The organism is Collinsella aerofaciens (assembly GCF_040915425.1).
GTDB classification, from domain to species: domain Bacteria; phylum Actinomycetota; class Coriobacteriia; order Coriobacteriales; family Coriobacteriaceae; genus Collinsella; species Collinsella aerofaciens_BW.
Genome location: NZ_JBCPDN010000009.1, coordinates 23,794 through 30,434 on the forward strand (window position 1 = coordinate 23,794; position 6,641 = coordinate 30,434).

Sequence of the window (6,641 nt, forward strand, 5' to 3'; positions counted from 1 at the left end):
TTCACCTCATCTTTCCTGTTTCTCGATGTAGTTTTGCTTAATGACATGCGTCGCCCGTTCGTAGTCGCTGGCAACGTAAGCAGCGTACAGGGCATCGACAACCATAAGCTGGGCCATACGCGAAGCCATGGCACCGCTGCGGACCAAGGGTTCACTCGCAGCGACGCCGAGCACGGCATCGGCCATGGTGGCAAGCTTGGATGATCCATCTACTTTGGTAACGGCCACTACGGGACAGTTGTGGCGTTGAGCCTCGGCGGTGCAGTCCAGCACCTCTTGCGTCAAGCCCGAGTAACTAAAGGCGATTGCCATATCGCCCTCATGCATGTTCTTGGCACATAAGAGCTGATCATGCCAGTCGTCGTACAGATGGCACTCTTTGTCGACACGCATGAGCTTTTGCGCCAGGTCGTGCGCGACCAAACGAGAGGCACCAATACCGAACAGATTGACCGCGCGTGCCCGCTTAAGACGGGCCGCGCATCGCTCCAAGACGGTGTAATCGAGCGTTCGCGCCGTCGCCTCGATCGTGCGCACGTTGCTTTTCATCACCTTCCCCACGATACGTTCGACGCTGTCATCCATGGAGATGTCCTCGAGGGCTACGTCTTTCTTGTCACCTAAGAGCGCCAGCTCGGCAATCAGTTCGCGCTGGAACTCCTTGTAGCCCGCAAAACCCAAACGCTTGCAAAAGCGCAAAATGCTCGAGGGCGAGGAGAACGTGACATCGGCAAGACCGCGGACGGACAGCCCGACCACCTCGTGCGGATGAGCGCTTACATATGCGATGACATTGCGTTCCGCCGGGCTCGCGCTGAGCTCACGCTCGCGAAGCCGCAAAAGCAATCCGTTTGCCATCTCAAACACCTCCGTTGAGAAGAATTAAAGACCAACGAACGATTCGTACCGGATACAAACAGCTTTTGCGGTACATTGTGCCGCATCGTGGCGCACAAAGGGCGAGCGTTCTACCGCTCGCCCCTCAAATCCGACCGCTCGGAAATACGCGCGACACAAAATAATTCAACAAGGTCGCATTATCAGAAACGGGTTTGTTACCGGCTAGCGCCTCGCATGGGCGCCGATCGGCCGAGTCGCATGGCGCACCAACGCCGCCGCCAGCAATACCGACAGCATGGCGGTGACATAGCCCGCAGCGTCGAATCCTAAATCGATAACGTCGAAATGCCTTCCGGGAACAAAGATCTTATGCACCTGATCGCCAACGGAGCAGGCGGCGCAAAAGAGCAATACGGGCACGCAACGGGAGCATACGCTCCACGGACGCCTGGAAAAGCAAACCACGACCACGGAGGCGAACAATCCGACGAAGAAAAACTCTACGGTATGGGCAACGCGACGGACGTTTGTGCCCACCCACATGCGAATGGAAGCAAGTCGGCCAGACCGGACATTCGAGGCAGCCGAATCGGTGCCCCCGGTCATTCCGTTCTCCGCCTGAGCTTCACCCGTGGCATCGACAGCCTGAACGCCCATAGCCTGACCCTCCACCACACGCGCGGTGGACTCGCTCAGCAACGACGTCTCCACCGCATTTTGCTCCGTCAGCACCCAGATGCCCGCCAGCGTTGCAGCGAACAGAACGATCGCGGTCCATCCGATTATTTGTTTTACGCGCGCCAAGGGTCAACCTCCTTTTTTGAATATCAGCGAGTGTAGCCCCAAATGGCATCGTCACCGTATCAAAATTTGAATCGCAACAGGAAGCGACAAAGCGACGCAAAACCCTACCCCGCCTCGCGCATCCAGCGATCGAACGTCCCCACGCACACGCCCAGGCACTTTGCTGCCTGGCTGCGGGTAATATCGCCCGCCTCATAGCTATCGCGCACCAGCTCAAACTGAGGAGGGCATGGCTTGCGAGGTCGACCGAAACGGACCCCTCGCGCCCGCGCCGCTGCAATCCCCTCCGCCTGGCGCCGATGGATATTCTCGCGCTCCACCTGCGCCACGTAGCTCAGCAGCTGCAGCACAATATCAGCAATCAGGGTGTTAGTCACATCCGGCGCGCCGCTGGCCCTGGCGCGCGTGTCAAGCAATGGCATATCCAACACCACAATGGCAACCCCGAGCACCTTGGTAATGCGTCGCCATTCCTCAAGAATCTCGGAGTAATTACGGCCAAGTCGGTCGATAGAAAGCACCACCAGCACGTCCCCGTCTCCCAGGACGTGCAGCAGCTCGCGATAACGCGGTCGATCGAAGTCCTTGCCGCTCGCATGGTCGGCATAAATATTCGCCGAGCCCACGCCATAGGCGCCCAGCGCATCCAGCTGCCGATTAAGATTCTGATCGCGCGAACTCACCCGCGCATAACCGTACACCGTCGCCATCTCATCCCCGCTTTCTTGTAAACCTGCCAAAAGGGACAGGTTTATTTTGGTAGGTTTTACCTCTCAAATAGCAGGTAAGCGGGCGGCCGAGCAGACGGCAAGGTAGCCACGATTCAAATGCGAAGGGCGGTCCCGAAAGGCCGCCCTCCGCTCCCCCACCATGAGTCGGGATTTGGCTAATGGATAAGCTTAAAGTCCAAGTGCCCACGCGTGGTATTGACGCGCGAGACCTCGATAATCACGCGCTGCCCCAGCTCGTAACGGGTGCCCGTATCGGCACCTGTGAGCGTGAGCGCGTCCTCGTCGAACTCGAACCACTCGTTGCCCAGACTCTTGATCGAAACCAAGCCTTCGACCTGCGTTAGGTCCAAGCGCACAAAAAGGCCCATGCTGCTAACCCACGAGACGGTTCCGGCATAGCGCTCGCCCAGACGGTCCTCATAGTACTGGGCAATCTTGATCTTTTGCGTCGCATGGCTGGCGGCATCTGCCGCGCGCTCGGCATCGCTGCATGCGCGGCAGATCTGCGGCAGAATGCGCGGCAGCGACTCGCGCCCCTTGCCGATCAGCCGCGGCGTACGGACCAAGGCGTCCTTGCCGCCGAGCCGCTCATAGGCCAACTGCAGTTTGAGCACGCGGTGCACCACCAGATCGGGGTAGCGACGGATGGGACTCGTAAAGTGACAGTAGCACGGCGCGGCGAGCGCAAAGTGGCCCTCGTTGCGCGGCTTGTACAGCGCGCGCTGCATGCTGCGCAGAAGCAGCGTGTTAACGAGCGGTGCGTTGGCCGTACCGGCGGCAGCATCGACTGCAGCCTGCAGCTCATCGGGGCTCCCCAGGGCAATACCGGCAGCACGGCGATCGTCGATGATGCCTAGCTGCGCCAGCGCAACGGCGGCACCGTGCAGGCTATCGGGGCTCGGATCCTCATGCACGCGATAGCAGGCCTCGATATCACGGTCTGCCAGCCACTCTGCAACGCACTCGTTGGCGAGCAGCATAGCTTCCTCGATAAGCGACGTGGCACACGAACGCTCACGCGCCACAATCTGCACGGGCACTCCGTCCTCATCCAACAGAGCACGAATCTCGGCCGTGTCAAAATCGACCGAGCCGCGGGCGCGACGGATACGACGGCGGAGTTCGGCGAGTTCGTTAGCGGCGACAAGGAAATCGCCGAGGTCGACGTTGTAGCCGCGGGCGGCCTCCTCGCACGCAAGACCGCGCTCAAGCGCTTCCTCGCGCGAGGTCTCGGCAGCCGCAACATCCTCGGCTGCACCCTCCAGCACCGAATACTCAACCGCGCCGGCACGCACCAGCAGCGCCTCGGCGCCGTCATAGTCCATACGCACACGCGAGCGAATCACGCTGGGGTACGGATCGTAATGCCGCACGCGACCCTGTGCATCGAGCTCAATGTCAACGGTAAACGCAAGACGGTCCTCGTCAGGGCGAAGCGAGCACAGGTCACAGGACAGGCGTTCGGGCAGCATGGGAAGCACGCGATCGGCCAGATACACCGATGTCGTACGATGGCGAGCCTCAAGATCGATATGCCCGTCCCAAGCCACATAGTGTGAAACGTCGGCGATATGCACACCCAGCTTGTAGCCACCCTCGGGCGTGCGCTCCAGCGAAATGGCGTCGTCAAAGTCGCGCGCGTCGACTGGGTCGATCGTGATGACAAAGCGGTCGCGCAGATCGCGGCGGAGCGGGTCCTTAAGCGCCGCGGACACATCGAGCGAAAGCCCCTCGGCCTCGTCCAGCGCGGCCTCGGGATAGCTATCGGTATAGCCGTAACGCGCCATCACATATTGAACGCCCAAATCGGGCGCGTCATCTCCGCCAATGCGGCGTTCGATCGTCACGGTACCCGATTCCAGGCGCGTCGGGTAGGTCAAAATGCGCGCGACAACAGCATCACCCGGGTGGACACCCAGACGATCCGCCGAGGTATCCTCGGGCAGAATGAAGAAGTCGGCCTTCAGACGCGAATCGAGCGGCTCGATCACACCGAGCGGACCGGCGGTCTGGTACGTGCCCACCACGCTTATGGCTGCACGCTCAACCACGCTTTCGATCACGGCGCGCCGCTCACCGTGCGGGCTGTTCTTAATGCTCACGGCAACGGTATCGCCATCCATGATCTCGCGCTTACCGCGGCCCATGACCTTGTAGTCGCCGTTTTCGGTTACAACGTAGGCGCTATGCTCATGGAGCTGCACGCGCCCGGTCAGGCTCGGACGGCGTTCGCTGCGCACCGGCCCGCGCTGATTGCGAGCTCCACGCTTATGCTTGTTATTGCGCCCCATGGCGCCTCCTAACTATCGATTGCGAACTCCAAAGAGTCTACCCAAATGATTCGCTTTCCTGCCGTCCCCTAGGGATCAAAAAACGGGCCGCCCCATAAGAGACGACCCGTTGGAAGGGATGAATTCCAAGCATGCCTACACGCGCAGGTAGCGGCGCATGGCGATGGCAGAACCAAAGAGACCGATAATCACGCCGACCAGAATCAGCGCAGCATAGGTCACCAGGTAGTACTGCATCGGCAGGGCAAACGACATCCAGCCGATGCTCTCCTGCAGACGCGGGATCATCAGATTGCGCAGCAGCTCCAGAACGCCGATGGAAAGCAGCGAGCCCAAAATGGCCTGCAGCACGCCCTCGGCGATAAACGGGCCACGAATGAAGCCGTTGCTGGCGCCGACCAGACGCATAATCGCAATCTCACGACGACGCGCCGTGATGGACAGGCGAATCGTGTTGTTGATGAAGATGAATGCGATAAAGGTCAGAAGACCAACGAGCACCACGGCGGCGATGCGGATGTAGTTGGTCACCTGGAACAGGCGGCTCACTTCCTCCTGGCCGTACAGCACGCTCGCGTTGACGTCGCCGTCATCCGCGATCTTCTGGAAATCGGCATCCTTCTTGAGCTTCTTTGCCGTGCTCTCGACCTTGGACGGATCGTCCATCTCAATAGCGAAGGAAGCCGGCAGCGGGTTCTGGCCATCGAGCGCGCTCATGGTGGCGTCGGCGTTGCCCGACATCTTGCTCGTATACTCGGCCAGCGCGTCGTCCTTGTCCTTATAGGTCACGGACTTGACGTTATTCCACGTCTTAAGCTCGGCCTCAAAAGCCTGAACATCGGCCTGATCGGCGTCATCACTAATGAACGCGTTGATGACAACCTGATCCTCGACGGTGCCGATCACGGAGTTCAGCATCGCAGAGCCCATGATGAACAGGCCGATGATAAACAGCGAAAGGAAGATCGTGATGACGGCGCCGAGCGAGGTAGTCCAGTTACGGAAGAAGTGGCTGATTGCCTCTTTGAAGGAGTAGCCCACGTTAGTTGGTGCCATAGTTGCCGTAACCTCCCCTCTCCTGGTCGCGGATGACGTGGCCGCCCTCGAGGGCGATCACGCGACGGTGCATGCTATCGACCATCTCGCGGTCGTGCGTGGCGACGATCACGGTGGTGCCGGTGCGGTTAATACGCTCAAGCAGCTTCATGATGCCCAGCGAGATCGCCGGGTCGAGGTTGCCCGTGGGCTCGTCGCAGATCAGCAGCGGCGGACGGTTGACCATAGCACGGGCGACGGCAACGCGCTGCTGCTCGCCACCGGAAAGCTGGTCGGGCAGCGAGTCCATCTGATCGGCCAGACCGACCAGACGCAGCACCTCGGGCACCTGGCTGCGAATGACGCCCTTGGGCTTGCCGATGCACTGCAGGGCAAACGCCACGTTTTCGTAGGCGGTCTTTTGCGGCAGAAGCTTAAAGTCCTGGAACACGGCGCCAATCTGGCGGCGCAGGAACGGAACCTTACGGTTCTTGATCTTCATGAGGTCCTGACCGGCAACCAGGATGCGGCCGCTCGTCGGCTTGACGTCGCGGTTGAGCGTCGACAGCAGCGTGGTCTTACCCGAGCCGGAGTGACCGACCAGGAAGACGAACTCGCCCGGATAGATCTCGATGTTGATGTCGTCGAGTGCAGGCTTGTTAGGCTGTGCCGGATAGATCTTGGTGACATGCTCCATAAGGATGACGGGCTCGACACCGGCCTGCTTGGCCATCTTCTTGCGGCTGGCCTGCGGATCGATGGGCGCAAACACCGACGTAAAATCGGGGTTGTTGAGCGCGTTATCGAGGCTTGCGACCTCGGCTGCCTGATCGCTCTCGACCACCGGGGCAGCAGGCTGCGTGGGGTCGGGAATAGCGGCAAAGAGACCGGACTGCGCAGGCTGAGGAGCCGGCGTCGCAGGGGCCAAGGGGTCGGGAAT

6 protein-coding genes are annotated in these 6,641 nt (G+C 60.4%); all 6 read right to left on the bottom strand.

Features of this window, described 5'->3' with window-relative positions; all coding sequences use genetic code 11:
• Positions 1-6 precede the first annotated feature (6 nt).
• Entirely contained in the window at positions 7-858 is an 852-nt protein-coding gene (locus AB5164_RS02295) for a MurR/RpiR family transcriptional regulator (RefSeq protein ID WP_055310345.1), read from the bottom strand.
• A 204-nt stretch (positions 859-1,062) separates the two neighbouring features.
• The gene (locus AB5164_RS02300) at positions 1,063-1,644 is read right to left on the bottom strand and encodes a VanZ family protein (RefSeq protein WP_368142458.1); all 582 of its coding nucleotides are present in this window, start codon (positions 1,642-1,644) and stop codon (positions 1,063-1,065) included.
• Between the two features lie 104 nt (positions 1,645-1,748).
• Entirely contained in the window at positions 1,749-2,354 is a 606-nt protein-coding gene (locus AB5164_RS02305; RefSeq protein WP_195919687.1) for a recombinase family protein, read from the bottom strand.
• Positions 2,355-2,530: 176 nt separating this feature from the next.
• Entirely contained in the window at positions 2,531-4,666 is a 2,136-nt protein-coding gene (locus AB5164_RS02310; protein ID WP_117769464.1) for a ribonuclease R family protein, read from the bottom strand.
• Positions 4,667-4,801: 135 nt separating this feature from the next.
• Complete coding sequence (gene ftsX, locus AB5164_RS02315; protein ID WP_368142459.1) at positions 4,802-5,722, bottom strand: permease-like cell division protein FtsX; 921 nt, start codon at positions 5,720-5,722, stop codon at positions 4,802-4,804.
• The coding region (gene ftsE, locus AB5164_RS02320; protein WP_368147770.1) for a cell division ATP-binding protein FtsE at positions 5,709-6,641 on the bottom strand (933 nt) is incomplete at its 5' end. The genes ftsE and ftsX, both read right to left, overlap by 14 nt.